Source organism: Microcystis sp. M53598_WE2 (assembly GCF_030067735.1).
Classification (GTDB): domain Bacteria; phylum Cyanobacteriota; class Cyanobacteriia; order Cyanobacteriales; family Microcystaceae; genus Microcystis; species Microcystis aeruginosa.
This window is the reverse complement of sequence record NZ_JASJFE010000891.1, coordinates 1-1488: the sequence shown is the minus strand read 5'-3', so window position 1 is coordinate 1488 and position 1488 is coordinate 1. Positions and strand designations below refer to the sequence as shown.

The following is a 1488-nucleotide window of genomic DNA, read 5'->3' as shown; positions in this document are numbered from 1 at the left end:
GATTAGCTTGACTCAAGCCATCAGATTGAGCGAAATTGCACAAAACATCGTCAACAGCAGGAAAGCTCGGCAAAAGGGTAGAAGTCATGACGTTAACCGCAAAGGTTTATTGCTAACAGTTTTAGCCCAACAATCCCCAATTTTTCAAGACTTCCATAACATAAATTAACATTATACAGAAAACGGGTTTCTCAAAGAGTTTCTCAAAGAAACCCGTTTTCTAAAGAAGTTCTAGGATTGGATTTTTGCCAAAGACTGCTTAAATTCTGCGAGAGAATTAGCAGTAGCTGCTAATTTAACAATCTCTTGTAATGTAGATAGTACCGAAACTTTATTCAGGTATTGTTCCACATCTAAAGGAACTTCACCTAAGCGAGCTTGCAAAACTGTTTTGACAAAATCACGAGCATTTTCTAACGCTCCAATTTCCTTGCCTATTTCTTTACCAATTTCCTTACCAATTTCCTTGCCAATTTCCTTACCGCGTTCTATTCCTCGTAACTCCATATTACTTACTAAAGGCATGGTTCTTTCCTCCTCAAATTGTTTGATTTTACTCTCTAAGCTTGACTGTAATTCAGGGGATAAAGTCATCATATTGTCGATGATTTCAAACAGTTTACTAAGTAAGGTAGGTATTACCCACCCTACTTATTTATGATGATACTAAAAGACTTCCTACACTCCTCAAAAGAATTTACTATAAGTGCGGCTTTTAACATCTCTTCTAAAACCGAAATAACTGAAGCATCATTGAGACATTGTCCAATATCTCCAGGGATATCGCCTAGTCGGTTTTCCAAAACTTTTTTCACAAAATCACGAGCATTTTCTAACGCTCCAATTTCCTTACCAATTTCCTTACCTATTTCTTTACCGCGTTCTATTCCTCGTAACTCCATATTACTCATTAAAGGCATGGTTCTTTCCTCCTCAAATTGTTTGATTTTACTTTCTAAACTTGACTGTAATTCAGGGGATAAAGTCATCATATTGTCGATGATTTCAAACAGTTTAATTATCTGTTCCCTCTCGAACTCCTTTTCATATAATCCCCTGATTAACCTCCACTTCCACTGTTCCCGTTGGGAGCATCTCACTTATGCAATGAGTATTAATACTTATAGCAGTCAAAAACTAGAAAATCTTCAACTTGATCACAAAGAGAAATGAGATTATAATAGTTATAACTTACAATTCAGAATAGCTCTCGATGGGAGGAATAATTCAATGTTATCAGAAAATGAAAAAAGAATTAAAGAGTTATGTCAAGAGTTAGGGCAATGTCTCTATGAGCAATCCCAAATTAAGAAATTTAATAACTTGGGAGAGATAGAGGAGACAGTCAGAGATTTAATGATTCAGTATGTCAACCCAGAAATCGGTATTTTTTTGTCAAAACAAGCACAGGAGAAACAGCCGGTCGGACAAGAAAAGTAAAAAGTATTTTGGGCGAATTACCAATTACAGAAAAACAAGCGAAGAAGT

At 35.8% G+C, this 1488-nt stretch carries 4 pseudogenes; 1 reads left to right on the top strand and 3 read right to left on the bottom strand.

Going from position 1 to position 1488, the window contains the following annotated elements:
* The 3 pseudogenes from PX636_RS22925 to PX636_RS18190 form a co-directional block, all read right to left on the bottom strand.
* Positions 1 to 88: pseudogene (locus tag PX636_RS22925) on the bottom strand (DUF4347 domain-containing protein); the annotation flags it as partial.
* Between the two features lie 143 nt (positions 89 to 231).
* Positions 232 to 621: pseudogene (locus PX636_RS18195) on the bottom strand (hypothetical protein); the annotation flags it as partial.
* Between the two features lie 26 nt (positions 622 to 647).
* Positions 648 to 1088 (bottom strand): annotated as a pseudogene (locus PX636_RS18190) (hypothetical protein); the annotation flags it as partial.
* A 142-nt stretch (positions 1089 to 1230) separates the two neighbouring features.
* Between PX636_RS18190 and PX636_RS18185 the strand changes: the two are divergent.
* Positions 1231 to 1488: pseudogene (locus PX636_RS18185) on the top strand (ISKra4 family transposase); the annotation flags it as partial.